Genomic DNA, 19,839 nt, shown 5'->3' with positions numbered 1-19,839 from the left:
TCCTCAGCCGCCGCGCTGCACCGCCTCGGCCGTGGCGATCGCCGCCATGTTGACGATACCGCGCGAGGTGACGGACGGCGTCAGGACGTGGGCGGGCGAGGCGGCGCCGAGCAGGATCGGCCCGACATGCAGCGAATCGGTCATCGTCTTCACGACGTTGAGGGTGATGTTTGCCGCGTCGAGACTGGGGAAGATCAGCAGGTTGGCTTCGCCCTTCAGGGTCGACTCGGGCATGATGCGCTGACGCGTCGCCTCGCTGAGCGCCGCGTCGCCGTGCATTTCGCCGTCGACTTCGATGTCCGGTGCCAGCCGCCGCAAGATCGCAACGGCCTCGCGCATTTTCCGCGTCGACTCAGTGTCGTCCGAGCCGAAATTCGAATGGGAAACGAGAGCTCCCTTCGGATCGATGCCGAAGCGCCGGATTTCCGCCGCCGCGAGCATCGTCATCTCCGCCAGATCCTCTGCTGACGGATCGCGCTGGACATAGGTATCGACGAAGAACTTCGTGCCCATCTGGGAGATGAGGATGCTCATCGCCGCGAATTTCCTGACGCCGTCTACGACGCCGAGGACCTGGCTGATGTCGCGGACGTGGTGCGGAAACCGGCCCTCCAGGCCGCAGAGCAGCGCATCGGCCTCGCCACGCGAGACGGCGACTGCGCCGATCACGGTCGTATTGGTGCGCACGATCGTGCGGGCGGTATCCGGATTGACGCCCTTGCGACCGACCTTGCCGAAATAATGATCGACATAGTCGCGGTAGCGCGGATCGTCTTCCGGATTGACCACCTCGAAATCCTCGCCCGGCCTGATGCGCAGCCCATAGCGCTCGAGGCGCGATGCGATCACGCTCGGTCGCCCGATCAGGATCGGCGCGCAGAGCTTTTCCTCGAGCAGGACCTGCGCGGCCCGCAGCACCCGCTCGTCCTCGCCATCGGAAAAGATCACCCGCTTGCCCGAATCCCTGGCGATCCGGAAGATCGGCTTCATGATCAGGCCGGAGCGGAAGACGAAGCGGTTCAGCCGGTCGACATAGGCCGGCATGTCGGTGATGGGCCGCGTGGCGACGCCGTCGGCCTCGGCGGCCTTGGCTACGGCCGGAGCGATCTTCAGGATCAGCCGGGGATCGAACGGCGCCGGGATCAGATAGTCGGGGCCGAACACCGGCGTATCCGAGCCGTAGGCCTTGGCGGCCACTTCCGAAACTTCCTCGCGCGCCAGCGCCGCGATCGCGTCGACGGCGGCGGTCTTCATGCCTTCGGTGATGGCGGTCGCCCCGCAGTCGAGCGCGCCGCGGAAAATATAGGGAAAGCAGAGGACGTTGTTGACCTGATTGGGGAAATCCGACCGTCCGGTACAGATCATCGCGTCGGGCCGGACCTCTCTGGCGAGGCTTGGCATGATCTCCGGCGTCGGATTGGCGAGCGCCATGATCATCGGCTTGGCGGCCATCGTCTTCAGGTAGTCCGGCTTGAGCACACCGCCAGCCGAAAGGCCGAGGAAGACGTCGGCGCCCTCGATGACCTCCTCCAGCGTGCGCTTGTCGGTCTTCTTGGCGTAGACCGCCATCCAGCGGTCCATGCGCTTTTCGCGCCCCTCGTAGACGACCCCCTCGATGTCGGTGCAGGTGATGTTTTCGCGCCTGGCGCCGAGTTCGACCAAGAGGTTGAGGCAGGCGATCGCCGCCGCACCGGCGCCGGAGGTGACGATCTTCGCGTCTTCCAGCTTCTTGCCGGCGAGCATCAAGCCGTTGCGGATCGCGGCGGCGACGATGATCGCCGTGCCGTGCTGATCGTCATGAAAGACCGGGATACCCATGCGCTCGCGCAGCCGCGCCTCGACCTCGAAGCACTCGGGTGCCTTGATGTCTTCCAGATTGATACCGCCGAAGGTCGGCTCCAACGCCGCCACGACATCGCAGATATGGTCGATTTCCCTGGCATCGATCTCGATGTCGAAGACGTCGATGTCGGCGAATTTCTTGAACAGAACCGCCTTGCCTTCCATCACCGGCTTGGAGGCGAGGGGGCCGATATCGCCGAGCCCGAGCACGGCGGTGCCGTTGGAGACCACGGCGACGAGGTTGGCGCGGCCGGTATAGACAGCGGCGAGCGAAGGATCGCGCTCGATCTCGCGGCAGGGGGCGGCGACGCCGGGCGAATAGGCGAGAGCGAGATCGCGCTGGTTGCCAAGCGGTTTCGTCGCCTGGATCGCCAGTTTTCCGTGCTTGGGATAGCGATGATAGAACAGCGCCTGCTCGTCGAGATCGCCGGTCGCCGCCCGCTCGGCGCCGGATTCGGTTTCGGACATGATCTTCTCTCCCTCACAGCCGCCGGACGGTCCCCGGCTCGATCTCGATCTTGCCCGACCGATGCTTCTTCTACCCGATCGCCCGCGCCCCGCAACCGGCCGATGGCGGCTGGCCGTGCGCGCGGGCAGACGCTAGCGGGGTGCCCGTCACATGGATGCAATCAGAATCGGTCATTCCCGACGCAGGCAGACGGGGTATCCTACGCATGCACGGGACGGCAACCATGCACCAGCTGACTACGACACGTCATTTTCGGACGCTGTTTCTATCGGATGTCCATCTCGGCTCGAAGGCGGCGCAGGCCGAGATGCTGGTCGACTTCCTTCGGGTCCACGACGCGGAAAAGATCTACCTCGTCGGCGACATCGTCGACGGATGGCGCCTGAAGCGCTCCTGGCATTGGCCCCAGTCGCACAACGACGTCGTGCAGAAACTCCTGCGCAAGGCGCGCAAGGGGGCGACGATCGTCTATATCCCCGGCAATCACGACGAGATCCTGCGTGATTTTCCCGGTCAGCATTTCGGCGGCGTCGAGGTCAAGCTGACGGACATCCATACAATGGCTGACGGGCGCCAATTTCTCGTGATCCATGGTGACGAGTTTGATGTCGTCGTCCGTAACGCTCGTGTTCTCGCCTATCTTGGCGACTGGGCGTATGATGCCGCGATCGCCATTAATGTCGTATTCAACGTCGTCCGCCGCCGGTTGGGCTTCCCCTATTGGTCGATCTCGTCATGGGCGAAGCTCAAGGTGAAGAACGCCGTCAACTTCATCGGCGCTTTCGAGAGCGCGCTCGCCGAAGAGGCGAAGCGGAACGGCTGCGACGGCGTCATCTGCGGTCATATCCACTATGCGCAGATCGTCCGACACGGCGACATCGAATACGTCAACACGGGCGATTGGGTCGAAAGCTGCACGGCTCTCGCCGAACGCCACGACGGTTCTCTCGAACTGATCCGCTGGAGCGAAACAATGTCGGAGGAAGCGCCTGCTCGGCCCCCCGTCGACGTTCGTGCGTCGCCGCGTCGACCGGTGGAGGCTGCTTGAGATGCGCCGAATTCTGATCGCGACCGATGCCTGGCATCCGCAAGTCAACGGCGTGGTCCGCACCCTTGCCAACCTCATCGACCAGCTCCGCGAGCGCGGAATCGAAGTCCGCGTCGTCACTCCGCTCGACTTTCGCACCGTTGCCTGTCCGACTTACCCGGAAATTCGGCTGGCAATTGCCTCCGCCGATCGCTTGGCGGCAGCGATACGCGAATTCGACCCGACGGCGATCCATATCGCCACCGAGGGGCCGATCGGGCTTGCCGCTCGGCGCGCGGCGCTCCGTCTCGGGCGGTCCTTCACCACCAGCTTTCACACCCGTTTCCCGGAGTATCTACGCCAGCGCGCGCCCGTCCCCGAGGCGCTGACCTATGCCTGGCTTCGCCGGTTTCACGCTCCGGCTGCGGCCTGCCTCGTGCCCACCCAATCGATGCGCCGAAATCTGGCCGAGTTCGGCTTCGGCAACCTCGTCACCTGGACGCGCGGCGTCGATCGGCGGCTCTTTCGCCCCGTTCACCCCGTCGAGCTCAATTTGCCAAAGCCGGTCTTCCTCACGGTGTCGCGTGTCGCACCGGAGAAGAACCTTACGGCGTTTCTGGATATCGATTTGCCGGGCTCCAAGCTCGTGGTCGGCGATGGGCCGATGTTGAGCGAATTGGCGCTGCGTTACCCGGACGTGCATTTCGCCGGGACGCAGTCGGGCGATACCTTGGCGCGCTATTATGCCGCCGCCGATGTCTTCGTGTTTCCTTCGATGACCGACACCTTCGGGATAGTCCTCATCGAGGCGCTCGCTTGCGGGATTCCGCTCGCCGCCTTTCCGGAGCCGGGACCGCTCGACGTGATCGGATCGTCAAAGGCTGGGCATATGTCCGATGATTTGCGGGAAGCCTGTCTCGCTGCTCTGTCGCTTGATCCTCAGGACGCGCTGGATCGCTCGCGGGCCTATAGCTGGGACGCCTGCGCGGACATTTTTCTGAAGGCGGTGGCGGGTGCGTTCGAGCCCTCGGTGGAGCAGGCGTTTCGTCTGGCGGTCTGAGCCGGGGAGGATGTCCGCATCCCGGCGACACCTTATCCCCACAGCGCCGGGCGCGGCGGCGAGACGCTCGATCGCGAATAGGTGAGGCCGCCCGGTCGGTCTTTGGCAAGCAGCAGTGGACCGTCGAGATCCACGAATTCGGCGGCCTGCGCCAGGAGAACCGCCGGCGCCATCGCCAACGACGTCCCGACCATGCAGCCGACCATGACGCCGAAGCCGAGGTCGTGGGCCTGTTCGACCAGCCGGATCGCCTCGGTCAGCCCCCCGGTCTTGTCGAGCTTGACGTTGACGTAGTCATAGCGTCCCCGCAGCGATTGAAGATCATCCGCGGTATGGACCGACTCGTCGGCGCAGATCGGGACCGGATGCGGCATGTCGGCCAGGATGTGGTCCTTGCCGGCGGGAAGCGGTTGTTCGATCAGCACGGCTCCCGCGGCGGCGGCGACCAGCATGTGCTCGCGAATATTCGCTTCGTTCCAGCCTTCGTTCGCGTCGAGGATCAGCCGCGAGTTTCGGGCCGCCGCATGGACGGCCCGGATCCGTACGGCGTCGGAGTCCGTACCGACCTTGATCTTCAGCAACGGCCGATTCGCCGCCCGCGCGGCGGCAGCCATGTCGCCAGCGTCGCCCAGCCCGATCGTATAGGCTGTTTCGATCGGTCGCGGCGTTTGGCCGCAGACGAGGCTCGCGACGGTGCGGCCGTTGGATTTCGCTTCGAGATCCCAAAGCGCGCAGTCAAGAGCGTTGCGGGCCGCGCCGGCCGGCAGCAACGTGGCGCGGCGGTCGCGCGAACCGCCCGCCTCGATCGCCGTGCGCACGGTTTCGATCTGCTCGCGCACGCTGTCGATGCTCTCGCCGTAGCGCTGATACGGTACGCATTCGCCGCGGCCACGGCCGTATTCGTCGGCGATCTCGCAGGTAACGACGACCGCCTCGCTCTTGGATCCGCGCGCAATGCGGAATTCCGTTGCCAGCGGGAAGTGTTCGACTGTGACCGAAAGACTACGCGGCATCGGCAAATTCCCTCGCAACCGCCGGTCAGGCGGACATTTCATGACAAGTTGTGAATAGACGCTTAATGTTAAGACACTGTAGGGAATCGCGCGAACGCCGCGCCCGAATTGGACGGCGGCGGATAGGTTCCTTGCACCCGGTTAGGGTCGCCTCCGAGGAAGGTCACGACGGACACCAATGCTTGAAGGTTCCACGGCCCAGTCGACCGGCGCGTCCGGCCGGCGGCGCACGGTTCAACCTGCTCTCGAAGGCGAGAAACGGGATGGTGCGCTCGTGCTTCGAGCGTCCGGCGACTGGCTGGCCCGAACCGTCGGTTCCCTCGAACAAACGGTCGATGACACGGCCGGTGCCGACCTCGGCCGCAGCGTCGTCGTGGATTGCGCCGGGGTCGAGCGGATCGACACGGCCGGCGCGTTCGTCCTGGAGAAAATGACCCGCGACATTGCCGCGAGCGATCGCGACGTGCGGATCGAGGGGGTCGAGGCGCGGGACGAAGCGCTTTTTGCCGCTGTGCGCCAAGCAATGGATCGCGAGCGCCCGCAACCGGCGAAACAGCGCGCCAATCGCCTGGTGAAGGTACTCGCCGGAACCGGCGGCGGCGTCATCGCCATGAAGGACGAGATTGTCTTCGCTCTCAATATCATTGGCGGGTCGATCTTCGGTGCCAGTCGGCGCCTGACCGGCAAGACCCAGTTCCGCCCGGCGGCGATCTTCAATCAGTTGGACCAGATGGGCGTGAAGGCGGTGCCGATCATCGTCTTGATGAGTTTTCTCATCGGCGGCATCATCGCCCAGCAGGGGGCCTTCCAGCTTCGCCGCTTCGGTGGCGAGGTCTACGCCGTGAATCTGGCGGGCATCCTGGTGCTGCGCGAGATCGGCGTGCTGCTCACCGCGATCATGATCGCCGGCCGGTCGGGCAGCGCGATCACCGCCGAGATCGGCTCGATGAAGATGCGCGAAGAGGTCGATGCGCTGCACGTCATCGGCCTCAATCCGATCAGCGTCCTGATCTTCCCGCGCCTGGTGGCGTTGACGATCGCGCTGCCGCTCCTGACGTTTGTTTCCAATCTCGCTGCCTTGCTGGGAGCGATGCTGACGCTGCGAATGTATTCCGGCATCAGCTTCGCCAACTTCCTGCAGGGGCTGCAGCAATCCATCGACCTCTTCACCATTTTCGCCGGGCTGATCAAGGCACCCTTCATGGCGATCATCATCGGACTCGTCGCTTCGGCCGAGGGCCTGAAGGTCGGCGGCAGCGCCGAAAGCCTCGGCCTCCATGTGACCGCCGCGGTTGTCAAATCCATTTTCCTCGTCATCCTCCTAGATGGCATTTTTGCGATCTTCTATGCGTCCATCGGCCTCTGACATGTCCCTGACCAATGGCCGCGCGGCGGCAGACGACGAGATCATCATCCGCGCCCGCGACGTGACGGTTCGTTTCGGCGAGAAGACGATTCTGGACAATCTGTCGCTCGACGTTCGCCGCGGAGAGATTTTGGGCTTTGTGGGCCCGTCCGGGGCGGGAAAGTCCGTGCTGCTGCGCACAATTCTCGGCCTCAACCAGAAGCAGGGCGGCACCATCGAGATATTTGGGATCGACTACGAGACGGCCAGCGACGCGGAACGGCTCGCGGTGGAGCGGCGCTGGGGTGTCCTGTTCCAGCATGGCGCACTGTTTTCTTCGCTGACGGTTCTGGAAAACATCGAAGTGCCTATGCGCGAGTATCTCGACCTGTCGCCGACCTTGATGCACGAACTCGCGCGCCTGAAGATCGATCTCGTCGGGCTTGCCCCCGACGCCGCCGACAAATTTCCTTCCGAGCTGTCGGGCGGAATGATCAAGCGTGCCGCGCTTGCCCGCGCGCTGGCGCTCGATCCGGACATCGTCTTCCTGGATGAGCCGACCTCCGGCCTCGACCCGATCGGCGCGGCCGATTTCGATCAGCTGATCATGACCCTGCGCGATACGCTCGGCCTCAGCGTCTACATGGTCACCCACGACCTCGACAGCCTCTTTCAAGCTTGCGACCGTATCGCCGTGCTCGGCGATCGCAAGGTGCTCGTCGAAGGGCCGTTATCGAAAATGCTCGATTTCGACCATCCGTGGGTGAACTCGTACTTCCACGGCAAGCGGGCGCGCACCATCGCAGCGCCGGATCATGCCGCCAGTCTCGTCGAGGGAGCCAGGTAATGGAAACCAAAGCCAACTACGTTCGCGTCGGTATTTTTACGCTGGTGGTTCTCGCGCTGTCCTTCGGCTTTGTCTATTGGTCGGTGTTCTCCTCATCGGGGGATTCCCGCGTGCCGCTGCTGGTTCGGATCGAAGGCTCGGTCACCGGGCTTCAGCAGGGCAGTCAGGTGTTGTTCAACGGACTGCCGGTCGGCAGCGTCAAGGCGCTGCGCATCGACCCGAACAATCCGCGCGTCGTGATCGCGACGACCGAAGTCGACCCAAGTCTGCCGGTCAAGGAATCGACGGAAGCCAACATCGGCTTCCAGGGCCTGACCGGTTTCGCCTTCATCGAGCTCAAGGGCGGCGTGGCCGAGGAGCCCGGTCTCATCCAGCAGGCTATCGAACAGGGCACCGTGCCCATCATCAAGGCAAACCCGTCCGACGTGACCGATATCCTAGCAACTGCGCGTGATATTGCCGAACGGGCCAACAACATCCTCGGTCAGTTCGAGGGCCTCGTCGGCGACGTCGGCCCCGCAGTGGAATCGACCGCGGACGACATCGCCAAGACCGCCAAGCATGTCGAGGTCTTCACCGCCAGCCTGGCCGACAATTCCGACGACATCGACAACTTTCTCAAAAGTCTGAGCGATCTCTCCAAGACCGCCAACACGGTCGCCGAAGGGTTGCCGGACGCGATCTCGAAGGTGCGCGGCATTCTGGCGGCAGTCGACCCGACGGCGGTCAGCACGGTGGTCGACAATGTCGCGGCGATGTCGGATAATCTGCGCGCGCAATCGGAGAACATTGGCAGCGTCGTCGATTCCGTCCGGACCGCCGCCGAAAGCGTCGGCGCGGTTGGCGAGGCGATCGGCCGCAACACGGACGGAATCGATCGTTTCCTGACCAATCTCGGTCCGATTTCGGACACGGCGGCGAAGGTCGCGGAAAAGCTGGACACCACGCTGCAATCGGCCAACACGGTCATTGCCGCGGTCGATCCGAAGCAGATTGCGACGACGCTCGAGGGCATCACCTCGGCCGCGACCAATGTCTCCTCGCTGGCCGAAACCATCGGCGCCCAGAAGGAGGCGATCAATTCGGCGATTACCGGGGCGTCCAATGCCGCTCGCAATGTCGATCGCATCACCACGACCATCGCCGAGCGTAGCGAGGATGTCGACAAATTCATCGCCAATCTCGGGCCGATCTCCGAGACCGCCACCCGCGTCGCCGAGCGGCTCGACACGACGCTGCAATCGGCTAACGGCGTGATCGCCGCGGTCGATCCGAAGCAAATCGCGACAACGCTCGACGGCATCACCTCGGCCGCGACCAACGTCTCCTCGCTGGCCGAAAGCATCGGCACCCAGAAGGAAGCGATCAATTCGGCGATCTCCGGCGCGGCGAAGGCGGCGCAGAACGTCAACCAGATCACCACGACGATCGCCCAGCGCAGCGGCGACATCGACCGATTCATCGGCAGTCTCGGTTCGATCTCCGAGGATGTCAGCCAGGCCAGCGCGCGGTTGAACGAGGCGGTCACCTCGGCCAACGATCTGGTCAAATCGATCGATTCAGCCACGGTCAACCAGGCGATCGGCGACGTGCGGACGATCACCTCGGCATTGAGCGGCAAGACCGAGGAGATCCAATCGATCATCGACGGCGTCGACAAGACGGTGCGGACGCTGGACACGACCCTGACCGGATTTACCGAGACCAGAACCCAGGTCGACACGCTGATCGCCAGCATCGACCCGGGCAAGGTCAACCGCGCCGTGGAGAACGTCTCGGCGGCCACCGACAACGTGGCGCGCGCGGCCGATTCGATTGCAGGCGTCGCGAACTCGGTCGGCGAGCGCAAGGATGACATCAATGGCATCATTACCAATGTCGAACTGACGTCCCAGCGCCTGCGGACCGCCTCTGAGCGGGTCGACAGTCTGATCAGTTCGGTCGACGATACGTTCAAGGGCGCCGATGACGGCACCAGCCTCGGCAGCGACATCGCCACGACGCTGCGAGCCATCCGCGAAACGGCGCTATCGATCCGGTCACAGGTAGCGCCGATCTCGGCGAATCTGCAGCGCTTCTCGGGTCAGGGTCTGCGCGAGTTCCAGACGCTGGTGCGCGACGTGACCCGATCGGTCAACCGGATCGAGGGAGCCGTGAACGACTTCTCGAACAATCCGAGCCGGCTGATCTATGGCGGCGACGAAGTGAAGCAGTTTGACGGCCGCAAGCGCCGGTAGAATGGCGGGCGAAACGACGGCCTCGTTGACAGCTTCGGTTGTGGATGCGAGCAACCGCGCGTGCGGCGAGCGGGACGGGGAACAGAAAATGCGGGCAATGTGCAAACCGGTACTGATCGCGCTTCTCACGCTCGGGCTGTCGGCCTGCGTGACGTCCGCTCCCCCAGACACGTTCGAAATCTCCGCGCCACCGCTCGTGCCGAATGTCGCCGGAAGGACGCGGGCGCAGATCCTGATTCCGGAGCCGACGGCGATCAAGACGCTGGACAGCGAGAAGATCGTCGTCAAGCCGACGCCCTATTCAGTCGAGTATCTGGCCAACAGCCAGTGGAGCGACCGGCTGCCGCGCATGGTGCAGCTCCGCCTATTGCAGGCATTCGAGAACAGCGGACGCGTCGGCGCCGTGGGCGTGCCGGGGCAGGGGCTCGCGATTGACTATCAGCTGGTCATGGAAGTGCGGAAGTTCGAGATCAACGCCGCGAGCGCGGCCCGGGCAACGATCGAGATTTCGGTGAAGGCGCTGAACGACCGGAACGGCAGTGTGGTCCGCACCCGGGTTTTCGGCACGGAGGTGCCGGTGGCGGGCGCCACGAACGCCGATTATGTGGCCGCTCTCGACCGTGCCTTCGACAAGATCTCAGGCGAGATCGTCGGTTGGACCCTGGCGCTGATCTGAGGATGATCACCCGGATGCTCTGGCACCGGATCAATGCAGCGCGTCTGCTGACGCGGGGCACCGCACGAGCTTCTGGATGTTTGACGATCACGACGTCCGCGCTGATCGCCAGAAGACGCCTTGCGGATGATGTCTGTTCGGACCGGCGTATGCTGATCTGGCTTCGGGAACGCAAAAGACGCGGAAGCTTTTACAGCTACCGCGTCTGAAGACGCTAACATGCCGCTGAAACGACGAGGGTTCTGGCATGCCGCTGAAACGACGAGGGTTCTGGCGGCCTGACTGTCAGCCTGTGCCGTAAGCTAGAGACTTCGTCTCTGGCGAGACGTCAGCGGTACATCCCGTTGAAGATGCTCTCGTCGAGACCGAGCGTGCGAAGCGCACGTTCCGGAGGCCGGCGGCCAGCTTCCATGGCAGCGGCGACAGAACGGGCAGCCCGAAATTCATCGAACATCGTTCCGAGGGTATTGGCGAATTTTCTTGCTTGGCTCATGACTTCAACTCCGACGACTTATCCTTGCTGGATATACGCTGTTTGCAGTGCAGCAGAAGATGTGGAAGCGGATGACAGCCATGCAGAAATGAGGGGGCTGGAGGGGGCGTCAGTCGATGCCGAGCATCTTCCAGATCCCTTTGGCGGATGCGACAGGCCGCTTGCCGACGAACGCCGTCCCGGTCGCGAATGTGACCGAGCGCGTGCGCCTGTCGATCTGACAGCGTGCTTCGACGAATTCACCGATCTGAACGGCGTCGAGAAAATGCATGTCCAGTTGGACCGTGGCTTGGGGGCGGCCACCGCTGGCCTCGAACACGGCCATGCCGATCGCGCGGTCGAGGAGGGTGGCCAGCATGCCGCCCTGCACGACACCGCGCCGATTGTGATGCTTCGGCTCGGCAATGAATCCAAGGGACAGAACGTCGCCGTCCCGTCGCTGCCAAACCGGCCCGACGCATCCAATGAAACCTGTGTCCTCGATCTGTTCCCAGCCGTTTGCGGCGGGGTCGAACGCCGTCTCGCGTGAATCCATGATGCTGCTCCGATCGCTGCGCGTCTTCTTGCCCGTCGGCGCCGATTGAATCGGCTGGTCCGCGGATGTCGGTTCGATAATATCCGACCGACTGGCAGGAGACGAGACTTCCCACCGCAGTGGTGGTGACCCGCCAAGTCAGGTAATCCAGAGTGTCGCAGAGAGTGGTTGCCAAAGCTGCAACTCATGTTACGGTGCTCGTCAGCCGCCGCGTTGCCAGGACGTTTCCTGCCGGGCGCCGGTCAAAAAAATAAGGCGAACAATCGCCAAGCAGCATCCTGGGAGGAGGAAAACACCATGAAATCGCAAAGGGCATCCCAAAACTATCGGATATTGTCCTGCCGCATGGCCGGCGCGCTGGTCGCCGGCATGATGGTCGCCGTTCCGTCGGCTGTCGTGGCGCAGGACGCGTTCCCCTCGGAGCAGATCGAGATCATCTCGCATGCGTCTCCGGGCGGGGGCACGGACCAGACCATCCGGATGTGGATCGACGCGGCATCGAAGAGCCTGGGGCAGGACCTGGTCGTCGTCTACAAGCAGGGTGGCGCGGCCAGGGTGGCGCACGAATATCTGGCGTCACGCCCGGCGGATGGCTACACGCTCATGGCCACGACCGAGACCCATCTTTACACCATGGCGCGCGGTATGTCGCCGCTCGGCATCGACGACGTGAAAGGTGTGGCGCGTGCCATGCAGGATCCGTCGGTGATCGTCGTTCGCGGCGACAGCGATATCAAGGATTACGACGGTCTGATCGCTGCCTCCAAGGAGAAGGCGCTCAATTGGGGTGTGGCGCAGGTCGGCGGAACCGAGCATATCGGCATCAGTCGATGGGCCGACCAGGCCGGTGTCGAGTATCGCGTCGTGCCCTTCGGCAGCGGCGGCGAAATGATCACGGCTCTACGCTCCGGAGCGATCGACGCGACCCTTGCCAATGTCAGCGAGGCACTCGGGCCGATCTCGGATGGCGATCTACGGGCCATCGTGGCCCTTTCGGACGAGCCGATCGCGGATCTGCCGGATGTCCCGACGGCGGCGTCCAAAGGCCACAACGTGTCGGTGAACACGACACGGGGCTACGTTGTGCGGGCGGACACGCCGCCGGAAAAGGTGGCGGTCCTGGAGGCAGCGCTTCTGGAGGCGATGGGCGGCGAACAGTTCACCACCTATCTCAAGAACTCGGGTCTCGACCCGGCCACCAGCGTCGCCGGGAGCGAGGCTTGGGACGCGCAACTTAAAAAGGCCTACGCCGAAGCAGCAGAAGCCATCGAGAAGCTGGGGCTGGAGAAAAAGTAAGCTTCAAGTCCGGCCAGAGCGGGATGAAGGATACGGGCATTCGTCCTCTGTCCCCATCCCGTTCTCCCTCCGTCGAACGATCAGGTCGACAAAACCGGTTCGCCGTTTTCGATCGAATGCTGATCCAATGGGGCTTTCGTTGACCCAGGACAACCAACCAGCGCTCGCGGAGCGCGCGGAACAGTCACCACCCTCTGGCTTGGATCGCTCGGACCTCGTTGTGTCCGCCGTCCTCATCGTGATGTGCGCTTTTCTCTACTGGGACACGACGCGCTGGCCCGCCGTTCCGGCATCGCTTGCGCAAAACGCCCCGCCCACGGTTTTTCCACGCCTGTTGATCGGCTCGATCGTCGTCATGGCCCTCGCGCTCCCGTTCGAACGGGTGATCAAGCGACGGTCCGGTGCAGAGTTGGATATTGGCGGCGAAGACAGGCCCAAGCCCGTGGTCTTTCTCACCGCCGCACTCATGACCCTGGCGGTCTATTTCATGCCCGTATTGGGGATCTTTCCAGTGATGGTCGCGGCAACCGCCCTGCTTCCGCTGTTGTGGGGAGAAAGACGCTACGGTCTGATTGCGGCATTCGCGATCGGGCTGCCGATCGCCGTCGCGGTTCTGTTCGCGTTAGGCCTCAAGGTGAACCTCGCTTTCGGCCTCACCGGCGCGCTGTTCCGTTAGGAGACGATCATGGATGTCGATGCGATCCTGACGGGCATGTCCCTCATCCTCACGCCCATGAGCCTCCTGCTGATTTTCGTCTCGGTCGTGCTGGGCGTTCTTGTCGGGGCTTTGCCGGGCTTGAGCTCCAGCATGGCTGTGGCGCTGCTTCTGCCCTTCACCATCGGCATGGATCCGATCCTGGCGATTTCCATGATGGCGGCGCTCTACGTCGCCGGGACGTTCGGCGGCTCCATTACCGCGATCCTCATCAATACGCCCGGCGCGCCGCCCGCGGTCGCCACGTCCTTCGACGGCTACCCGATGGCGCAACGCGGCGAGGCGGGACGGGCCCTCGGCATGGCGGCGGTCGCAAGCGTCCTCGGGGGTCTGTTCAGCCTGGTCATCTTCATCCTGTTCACGCCGCTGCTTGCCCGTATCGCGCTCAGCTTCCGGCCTCAGGAATATTTCGCCCTCACGCTGTTCGGATTGTCGATGCTGGCCGCGATCAGCGGCAAGTCGTCGTTGCGAAACCTGATCGCGGGGGGGCTGGGCGTTCTGACGAGCACGGTCGGCATCGCGCTGGTTAGCGGGATCGAGCGTTTCACCTTCGGTTTTCCCGTTCTCTATGAGGGAATCAACTTCGTACCGGTGCTTATCGGCATCTTCGCGATCAGCGAGCTTTTGAACCAGTCGCAAGCCAGCGACAAAGTGATGAAGCGCATCAAGTCCCTGGCTCTGAAATTGCCGAGCCGCGAGGATTTCCGTCGTTGCCGGATGACGATCCTGCGCTCGTCCATCATCGGCACCGTAATCGGTGTTCTGCCGGCCGAAGGCACGACGGTCGCCGCAATCATGGGCTACAACGAAGCCAAGCGCTGGTCCAAGAACAAGGAAGAGTTCGGCAAGGGCGCAATCGAGGGTATCGCGGGGCCGGAAGCGGCGAATAACGCCGGCACCGGCGGCGCCATGGTCCCGACGCTCGCGCTCGGCATCCCCGGTAGCGGGACGACGGCGATCATTCTCGCGGCACTCATGATGCACGGTCTGAGGCCGGGACCCTTTCTCATGACCGAAACGCCCGAGTTTATTTATGCGATCTTCACCGCTATGTTCCTCGCCAACATCCTGTTCCTGATCGTGGGGCTGGGTGGTGTAAAGCTGTTTTCCCTGATCACGCTGGTCCCCCGTACGTTCCTTTGGCCCGCAGTGTTCGTCTTCGCCCTGATCGGCTCGTATTCGTTTCGCCAGGCGCCGGTGGACGTATGGGTGATGCTCATCTCAGGCGTCATCGGCTTCTTCGCCTTGCGTAAGGGATTCGGTCCGGCGCCATTCGTGATGGGCCTGGTGCTCGGCGGTTTGCTGGAAAAATCCTGGTCGCAGTCGATGATCATCTTCGACAGCAATTGGCTACGGTTTTTCGATAGCCCGATCTGTCTGTTTTTCTACGCGCTCACGCTTCTGAGCCTTGGCGGCCCGTTGTTGGCCTCCGGCCTGCGCCGCAGCCTGCAAGGACCGATGCGCCGCGCGTTTCCATTCAAATCGAACCTGGAGGAGTAGGCGGTGGGCCCGGCCGGCCGGAAGCGGCTGGTTTGGCCGGTTCAGGCTGATCCGCCTCCGTGTCCGCCACCCAGTCAGTGCCGTGCGTGTCGTTTCAAAGGAGAATTTCGATGGGTTATCAGGATACACGCGAACTGGAGGGCTGTGTCGTCATCGTGACGGGAAGTGCCCGGAACATCGGACGCTGTATCGTGCTGGAATTGGCGGATGCCGGTGCCGCCGTGGTCATCCACACGAGGACCGATCTCGATGCCGCCCGCTCCGTCGAGCGGGAAATCGTCGACAGCGGTGGACAGGCCATGACGCATGCGGCGGACGTCGGGGACCCGGAGCAGGTTCGCGGTCTGGTCGATGCGGCGCTCGCGAAATTCGGACGGATCGATATTCTCGTCAACAATGCCGCCTCGCGCGGTGACGCGCCTTTGGAGAACATCGCGTTCGAGGATTGGCGCAAGGTTCACAGCAGCATTCTCGACGGCGCCTTCCTTTGCAGCCAGGCTTGTGCCCCGCATCTTTCGGCCAACGGGCGTGGCGCGATCATCAACATCGGCGGGGTCGCGGGCCAGGCGGCCGTCGGCGGCAGGGCGCATGTGGTCGCCGCCAAGGCCGGCATCGCAGGCCTGACACGGGCCCTTGCCGCCGAACTTGCCGACAGCGACATCACCGTCAATTGCATCTCACCGGGCTATATCGACACCAAGCGGGATCATGTTCCGCCGCATTTCCGGGACCGGCCGGTCCCGTTGAAGCGACCGGGCAAGCCGGAGGAGATCGCAGCGGCCGTGCGCTTCATGTGTGGCCCCAATGCCCGATACATCACCGGGCAGACGCTGGGGGTCAACGGCGGCTGGTACATGAATTGAACGAGAACTCGCTCGGGGTGGGCCTGTCCGCGAGGCAGGACGAAGGGAGGGCGCCGCAGGCAGGGGCAGTGTCGCGGGCCGTAAGGTGAGGGGGAGCGGGGTAATGGGTGCGGGTTCGAACGAAATAGGCGCGGTGATGCGGACGGTGAGCGCCCATGTCGCGGCGGCGCTGCAGACAGAAATTCCCCGCGACGTTGCGGCGAAGGGCAAGCACCATCTGCTGGATACCCTGGCGGCGATGATCTCGGGCTCCCGATTGCGACCGGGGGAGATGGCCACAGCCTATGCGCGGGAGCAGGGCGGGGCGCCCGAGGCGTGCGTCATCGGCAGTAACATCGTGACCTCGGCGGTCAACGCCGCGCTGGCGAACGGCATGCTCGCACACGCCGATGAGACGGACGATTCCCACGAACCATCCTTCAGTCATCCAGGCTGCGCGGTCGTGCCGGCAGCGCTGGCGATGGCCGAGCGGCATGGGCGGAGCGGCGCCGATCTGGTGCGCGCTGTCGTGCTCGGCTACGACATCGGCGCGCGGTTCACGCTGGCCCTCGACCCGCGCGACTTCTACGCGCGCGGTTTCAGCAGCCATGCCTTTGCCGGGCTTTTCGGCGCATCCGCTGCTGCCTTCGCGCTCGCGGGGCTCGATGCTGACGCCGTGCGGCAGGGTTTTTCCTTCACGGCCCAGCAGGCTTCCGGCCTCGCCACCTGGGTGCGCGATGAGGAACATGTGGAGAAGGCCTTCGATTTCGCCGGCATGCCGGCCCGCAACGCGGTCGCCTCCGCGACGATGATGACAGCGGGGTTCACCGGTGTCGCCGACGTTTTTTCGGGCGACCGCAATGTCTTCGCCACGTTTGCGCCGGCTCCCGACATCGCGGTGATGAGCAGAGAGCTTGGCCGCAATTACGAGATCATGCGCGCCAATATCAAGAAATGGTCGGTCGGCTCGCCGATCCAGGCCGCCCTTGACGCGATCGAGCATCTCATGGCGCAAGAGGATCTCACCGCCGGTCAGGTCGAAACGATCCTCGTGCGCCTGCCGGACAGCGAGGCGCATATCGTCGATGGACGCGCGATGCCGGACGTCAACCTCCAGCATCTCGTTGCCGTACTGCTGGTTCGCGGCGGTCTCGATTTCAAAGGCGCCCACGACTACGCGCTGATGGAGGATGCGTCGGTGCGGGCGATGCGCGAGCGTATTCGCCTCGTCGCGGATGCCGAACTCGGCGCGGCGGTCCCACGCCGTCAGGCCATCGTCGAGGTGGCGACACGGGACGGGCGTCGGCTTCGCCGGCGCACCCACGCGGTCCGTGGGACAGCCGACAACCCGATGGACACCGTCGAAATCGAGGCCAAGGCGTTCGACCTTGCCAAGGATGTTTTCGACGAACAAAAGGCGCACGCATTCGTCGAGCGTATCGGGGAGATCGAAACCGTGGCGGATGTGCGTGAGCTCCGGCCGTTGCTGCAACCGTGAGGCTGTCGGCGGTCAGGCGTTCGAGGCGTCCGGTCTGTCACTGCGGTTGACGAACTGACTGGGGGGCTGGCGCCAAGCACCATCGTTGGCGCAAGACGGTTGTGTTTCGTCGCCCGAGTGGTGTCTATCGCGTCCACGTCGAGACAGAACACGGGCGGCGGCGTAAGAGCCCGAAAACAGGATGGTGAGGTTTCGTTGGTTGGAAAGATCGCTCCCTCGGACTCTGCGGCTAGCGAGTTCCTGGCGGATTTGAAACGTCTCGGGTTCACCGAGTACGAAGCGCGTATCTATGTCCAGCTGCTGCGCCAGAGTCCGTCCACCGCCTATGAGATTTCCAAGAGCACCGGCGTGCCGCGGCCGAACGCCTACAGCGCGCTGGAGGCTTTGAGCCAGCGAGCGGCGGTTCTGCCGGTCAGCGAAAATCCGGTTCGCTATGTGGCGGCGGACCCGCAGACCTTCTTGAATTCGGTGTCCCGCCAGACCAGCGCCTTGTGCAAGGATCTGGGCGCCAAGCTGTCTGATCTGGCGCCCGCGACCAACGACCAATATGTCTGGATGTTATGGGGCGAGGAAGCCGCACATGACAAGATCGACGCGCTGATCAATGGCAGCCAGCATGCGCTCCTGATCAAGGCCGCGTCCGACATCCTGCGGCGCCACAAGGACGCACTCCGAATGGCGGCGGAACGCGGCGTCGAGATGCTGATCGTCCTGTTCGGGACCGACGCGGAGGAGTTCCGTTTCAGTGATAAATGCCGTGTCTACCTGCACGAGGCCAATGGTGTGCGCATGGGCACGACGGACAATCTGTTCACGATCGCGGCCGACCACGAGGAAATGGTGACGGCCGCCGTCGTCGGCGAGGTGATCGCCGCGCATACGCGGAACAAGCCGGTGGTCAATATGGCGGAATCGCTCGTCCGGCATGACTTCTACATGGCGGAAATTTTTGTGCGGCTCGGCGATCAGATCGATGCGGAATTCGGCCAGCATCTTCGCGATCTCCGGCTCGCCTGCTTCACGCCGGAGCAGATCGCCTCGTTTAAGCAACGGACCGGTCTGAGCTAACCCTGCCCCCTGATCCCTTTTCGCAATCCGTGTCGGCTCATCCGCACGAGATCAGCGTGCCATATTGAAGCCCGGCCGCATCCATCGGCCATGGATCGGATCGCCGCAACACCGTCCCGACCGCGATTCCCGGCTGCCTTGGAGCACCGACGGGTGCAGCGCATTGCAATCGTTGCATCGAAGTAGTAGTCATAGCAACTACGTAAACGCCCACGGTTTGCATCGCTTCTGAGGCCTTACGGGAGAAGGCCCAAGTGACTATGACCGGTGGATGCGGGGGAGGTACGCCATGGCGAAAATTCAACGGGCGACGCTGCGGCGGCTCGGTCTGCCGCTGATCCGTCCTTATCGGCTCTCCTATCGCACGTTCGAATCCTTCGAGCCGTTCCTGGTGGAGGTCGAGGATGACGATGGGCGCTCCGGTTTCGCCGATGGCCACATATCCCCGGGTTCCAGCGCTGAAACGCGGGACGGCGGCTGGGCTTTTCTGTGCGAAAGCTTGCAGGCAGCGATCGGAGTCGAAACGGCGGCGGCCAAGGCATCGGTGCTCGACCGGTTCGCCACAAGCAAGGTTGCTGCGACGGCCTTTGCGACGGCGATCGAGGTGCTTGAGGCCAATCCCCTGCTCGATTTGCCGGACGCGACGATCCTGCCGCTGCTCACGCCTCTCAACGCGCTTGAGCCTGCGGCGATCGCCGAGGAAATCGAAGCCTGGCTGGCGCAGGGATTCGGAACCTTCAAGGTCAAGGTCGGCAAGGATGTTGATGCCGATCTTAAGCGCGTCGCGGTCATTCAAGAAGCGACGCGGGGACGGGCGACGCTGCGGCTCGACGCCAATCGCGCCTACAGCCGAGAAGACGGTGAGCGTTTCGCGTCCCGGCTGGACCCTGAGGGCATCGAGCTCTTCGAGCAGCCTTGCGACGCCGACGATTGGGACGCCAATGCCGCGGTTGCCGCGGTATCGCGCGTGCCGCTGATGCTGGACGAGCCGATCTGCACGCTGGCCGACATCGATCGCGCCGCCACGATCACGGGCGTCGGCTACTGCAAGCTCAAGCTCAAGCGGTTCGGCGGCCTCGACCGTCTGAAGCAAGGCTTGGACGCGGTGCGACAGAACGGCATGGAGCCTGTGCTCGGCGACGGTCTGGGAAGCGAGATTCAGGGGTGGCTGGAGGCTTGCGTCGCTAGGACGACGATCCGCAATGCCGGCGAGTTCAACGGGTTCTTGAAACCCCGGGATCGCCTGTTCGTCGAGCCGATGCCCTTTCAGGACGGAGCCATTCGGCTTCCAGCCGGCTATCGCCCCCGCCTGGATCGCGACGCGGTCGAACGGTTCACCCTGGAGCGGCGCGACTTCCAATCGCCCTAGAGCGGCG

Annotated in this window: 17 protein-coding genes; 13 read left to right on the top strand and 4 right to left on the bottom strand. The window is 63.7% G+C overall.

Translation table 11 applies throughout. The features are described from left to right. Nucleotides 1–3: 3 nt before the first annotated feature. A complete protein-coding gene (locus tag VQ045_RS01555) occupies nucleotides 4–2,310 on the bottom strand; it encodes an NADP-dependent malic enzyme (protein WP_331828931.1) in 2,307 nt (768 codons plus the stop codon). Nucleotides 2,311–2,534: 224 nt separating this feature from the next. Here VQ045_RS01555 and VQ045_RS01550 point away from each other — a divergent pair, with 224 nt between their 5' ends. Together VQ045_RS01550 and VQ045_RS01545 are read left to right on the top strand one after the other, a co-directional pair. Next, nucleotides 2,535–3,359, top strand: coding sequence for a UDP-2,3-diacylglucosamine diphosphatase (locus tag VQ045_RS01550; protein WP_331828930.1), 825 nt, complete (start codon nucleotides 2,535–2,537; stop codon nucleotides 3,357–3,359). A 1-nt stretch (nucleotide 3,360) separates the two neighbouring features. Beyond that, entirely contained in the window at nucleotides 3,361–4,398 is a 1,038-nt protein-coding gene (locus VQ045_RS01545) for a glycosyltransferase family 4 protein (protein ID WP_331828929.1), read from the top strand. A 32-nt stretch (nucleotides 4,399–4,430) separates the two neighbouring features. On the opposite strand, the gene dgcA is transcribed toward VQ045_RS01545, so the two are convergent. After that, nucleotides 4,431–5,411, bottom strand: coding sequence for an N-acetyl-D-Glu racemase DgcA (dgcA, locus tag VQ045_RS01540; protein WP_331828928.1), 981 nt, complete (start codon nucleotides 5,409–5,411; stop codon nucleotides 4,431–4,433). A gap of 178 nt (nucleotides 5,412–5,589) precedes the next feature. Here dgcA and VQ045_RS01535 point away from each other — a divergent pair, with 178 nt between their 5' ends. The 4 genes from VQ045_RS01535 to VQ045_RS01520 all read left to right on the top strand — a co-directional run bounded on the left by VQ045_RS01535 (nucleotide 5,590) and on the right by VQ045_RS01520 (nucleotide 10,516). Then, the gene (locus VQ045_RS01535; RefSeq protein ID WP_331828927.1) at nucleotides 5,590–6,777 is read left to right on the top strand and encodes an ABC transporter permease; all 1,188 of its coding nucleotides are present in this window, start codon (nucleotides 5,590–5,592) and stop codon (nucleotides 6,775–6,777) included. Between the two features lies 1 nt (nucleotide 6,778). After that, the gene (locus VQ045_RS01530) at nucleotides 6,779–7,603 is read left to right on the top strand and encodes an ABC transporter ATP-binding protein (RefSeq protein ID WP_331828926.1); all 825 of its coding nucleotides are present in this window, start codon (nucleotides 6,779–6,781) and stop codon (nucleotides 7,601–7,603) included. Continuing rightward, entirely contained in the window at nucleotides 7,603–9,840 is a 2,238-nt protein-coding gene (locus VQ045_RS01525) for an MlaD family protein (RefSeq protein ID WP_331828925.1), read from the top strand. Before VQ045_RS01530 ends, VQ045_RS01525 begins: the two co-directional genes overlap by 1 nt. Nucleotides 9,841–9,937: 97 nt before the next feature. After that, nucleotides 9,938–10,516 (top strand): ABC-type transport auxiliary lipoprotein family protein, encoded by a 579-nt coding sequence (locus VQ045_RS01520; protein ID WP_331828924.1) that lies wholly within the window; start codon nucleotides 9,938–9,940, stop codon nucleotides 10,514–10,516. 328 nt (nucleotides 10,517–10,844) lie between these two features. On the opposite strand, the gene VQ045_RS01515 is transcribed toward VQ045_RS01520, so the two are convergent. Both VQ045_RS01515 and VQ045_RS01510 read right to left on the bottom strand, forming a co-directional pair. Further along, nucleotides 10,845–11,009 carry a hypothetical protein gene (locus VQ045_RS01515; protein ID WP_331828923.1) on the bottom strand — a complete coding sequence of 55 codons (165 nt, stop codon included), beginning with the start codon at nucleotides 11,007–11,009 and terminating at the stop codon, nucleotides 10,845–10,847. A 109-nt stretch (nucleotides 11,010–11,118) separates the two neighbouring features. Then, nucleotides 11,119–11,544, bottom strand: coding sequence for a PaaI family thioesterase (locus VQ045_RS01510; RefSeq protein WP_331828922.1), 426 nt, complete (start codon nucleotides 11,542–11,544; stop codon nucleotides 11,119–11,121). A gap of 297 nt (nucleotides 11,545–11,841) precedes the next feature. Here VQ045_RS01510 and VQ045_RS01505 point away from each other — a divergent pair, with 297 nt between their 5' ends. The 7 genes from VQ045_RS01505 to VQ045_RS01475 all read left to right on the top strand — a co-directional run bounded on the left by VQ045_RS01505 (nucleotide 11,842) and on the right by VQ045_RS01475 (nucleotide 19,832). Continuing rightward, nucleotides 11,842–12,840, top strand: a complete 999-nt coding sequence (locus VQ045_RS01505; protein ID WP_331828921.1) for a Bug family tripartite tricarboxylate transporter substrate binding protein — start codon at nucleotides 11,842–11,844, stop codon at nucleotides 12,838–12,840. Between the two features lie 139 nt (nucleotides 12,841–12,979). Further along, entirely contained in the window at nucleotides 12,980–13,516 is a 537-nt protein-coding gene (locus tag VQ045_RS01500) for a tripartite tricarboxylate transporter TctB family protein (RefSeq protein WP_327624632.1), read from the top strand. Nucleotides 13,517–13,525: 9 nt separating this feature from the next. Then, nucleotides 13,526–15,055, top strand: a complete 1,530-nt coding sequence (locus tag VQ045_RS01495) for a tripartite tricarboxylate transporter permease (RefSeq protein ID WP_327624631.1) — start codon at nucleotides 13,526–13,528, stop codon at nucleotides 15,053–15,055. A 110-nt stretch (nucleotides 15,056–15,165) separates the two neighbouring features. Further along, nucleotides 15,166–15,918, top strand: coding sequence for an SDR family NAD(P)-dependent oxidoreductase (locus VQ045_RS01490; RefSeq protein WP_331828920.1), 753 nt, complete (start codon nucleotides 15,166–15,168; stop codon nucleotides 15,916–15,918). Between the two features lie 103 nt (nucleotides 15,919–16,021). Beyond that, complete coding sequence (locus VQ045_RS01485; RefSeq protein ID WP_331828919.1) at nucleotides 16,022–17,395, top strand: MmgE/PrpD family protein; 1,374 nt, start codon at nucleotides 16,022–16,024, stop codon at nucleotides 17,393–17,395. A gap of 249 nt (nucleotides 17,396–17,644) precedes the next feature. Next, nucleotides 17,645–18,463 (top strand): TrmB family transcriptional regulator, encoded by an 819-nt coding sequence (locus VQ045_RS01480; RefSeq protein ID WP_331828918.1) that lies wholly within the window; start codon nucleotides 17,645–17,647, stop codon nucleotides 18,461–18,463. 289 nt (nucleotides 18,464–18,752) lie between these two features. Next, on the top strand, nucleotides 18,753–19,832 hold the full coding sequence (locus VQ045_RS01475; RefSeq protein ID WP_331828917.1) for a mandelate racemase/muconate lactonizing enzyme family protein: 1,080 nt from the start codon (nucleotides 18,753–18,755) through the stop codon (nucleotides 19,830–19,832). Nucleotides 19,833–19,839: the final 7 nt, after the last annotated feature.

The sequence above is a fragment of the Aurantimonas sp. E1-2-R+4 genome, from assembly GCF_036549515.1.
GTDB lineage: Bacteria > Pseudomonadota > Alphaproteobacteria > Rhizobiales > Rhizobiaceae > Aurantimonas > Aurantimonas coralicida_A.
Note: the sequence above shows the minus strand (reverse complement) of the source record. Positions and strands in the feature narration are given on the sequence as shown.

Bases quoted from the DNA above. Each gene is read 5' to 3' on its own strand.
- VQ045_RS01555 (WP_331828931.1), bottom strand. From the start codon at position 2,310: ATGTCCGAAACCGAATCCGGCGCCGAGCGGGCGGCGACCGGCGATCTC.
- VQ045_RS01550 (WP_331828930.1), top strand. From the start codon at position 2,535: ATGCACCAGCTGACTACGACACGTCATTTTCGGACGCTGTTTCTATCG.
- VQ045_RS01545 (WP_331828929.1), top strand. From the start codon at position 3,361: ATGCGCCGAATTCTGATCGCGACCGATGCCTGGCATCCGCAAGTCAAC.
- dgcA (WP_331828928.1), bottom strand. From the start codon at position 5,411: ATGCCGCGTAGTCTTTCGGTCACAGTCGAACACTTCCCGCTGGCAACG.
- VQ045_RS01535 (WP_331828927.1), top strand. From the start codon at position 5,590: ATGCTTGAAGGTTCCACGGCCCAGTCGACCGGCGCGTCCGGCCGGCGG.
- VQ045_RS01530 (WP_331828926.1), top strand. From the start codon at position 6,779: ATGTCCCTGACCAATGGCCGCGCGGCGGCAGACGACGAGATCATCATC.
- VQ045_RS01525 (WP_331828925.1), top strand. From the start codon at position 7,603: ATGGAAACCAAAGCCAACTACGTTCGCGTCGGTATTTTTACGCTGGTG.
- VQ045_RS01520 (WP_331828924.1), top strand. From the start codon at position 9,938: ATGTGCAAACCGGTACTGATCGCGCTTCTCACGCTCGGGCTGTCGGCC.
- VQ045_RS01515 (WP_331828923.1), bottom strand. From the start codon at position 11,009: ATGAGCCAAGCAAGAAAATTCGCCAATACCCTCGGAACGATGTTCGAT.
- VQ045_RS01510 (WP_331828922.1), bottom strand. From the start codon at position 11,544: ATGGATTCACGCGAGACGGCGTTCGACCCCGCCGCAAACGGCTGGGAA.
- VQ045_RS01505 (WP_331828921.1), top strand. From the start codon at position 11,842: ATGAAATCGCAAAGGGCATCCCAAAACTATCGGATATTGTCCTGCCGC.
- VQ045_RS01495 (WP_327624631.1), top strand. From the start codon at position 13,526: ATGGATGTCGATGCGATCCTGACGGGCATGTCCCTCATCCTCACGCCC.
- VQ045_RS01490 (WP_331828920.1), top strand. From the start codon at position 15,166: ATGGGTTATCAGGATACACGCGAACTGGAGGGCTGTGTCGTCATCGTG.
- VQ045_RS01485 (WP_331828919.1), top strand. From the start codon at position 16,022: ATGGGTGCGGGTTCGAACGAAATAGGCGCGGTGATGCGGACGGTGAGC.
- VQ045_RS01475 (WP_331828917.1), top strand. From the start codon at position 18,753: ATGGCGAAAATTCAACGGGCGACGCTGCGGCGGCTCGGTCTGCCGCTG.